Source organism: Polyangium jinanense (assembly GCF_028435365.1).
The window spans coordinates 81,093-81,369 of sequence record NZ_JAGTJJ010000056.1; the positions used below are offsets into that span (position 1 = coordinate 81,093).

A 277-nucleotide genomic window follows, 5' to 3' on the forward strand; every position below is an offset into this window, starting at 1 on the left:
GCGCGAGGGCGCTACGAGGTCCCCCCGAGCGCCGACAAGTGCCGCGCTCGCTGGCGCATCGATGCAGATCCCGTCGCGCTCTTTCTCGAGGAGCGTACGCGTCCGGCCAAGGACGGCGAAAAGGGCACGGCTGCGGCGCAGCTATTCGACGAATTCGACGCTTGGCGGAAGCGCAATCAGTATCAGCCGATGTCGTCGAGAAAGTTCTACAGGCGCACGGGCATGAGGTCCGCCTCGAACGGGACGGCTCGCATGTACCCGGTCACGGTGATGCGTA

Annotated in this window: 1 protein-coding gene; it reads left to right on the forward strand. The window is 65.3% G+C overall.

What is annotated here, in order from left to right; translation table 11 throughout:
* Positions 1 to 277: hypothetical protein (locus tag KEG57_RS45035; RefSeq protein WP_272459680.1), on the forward strand; the 277-nt coding region annotated here is incomplete at both ends.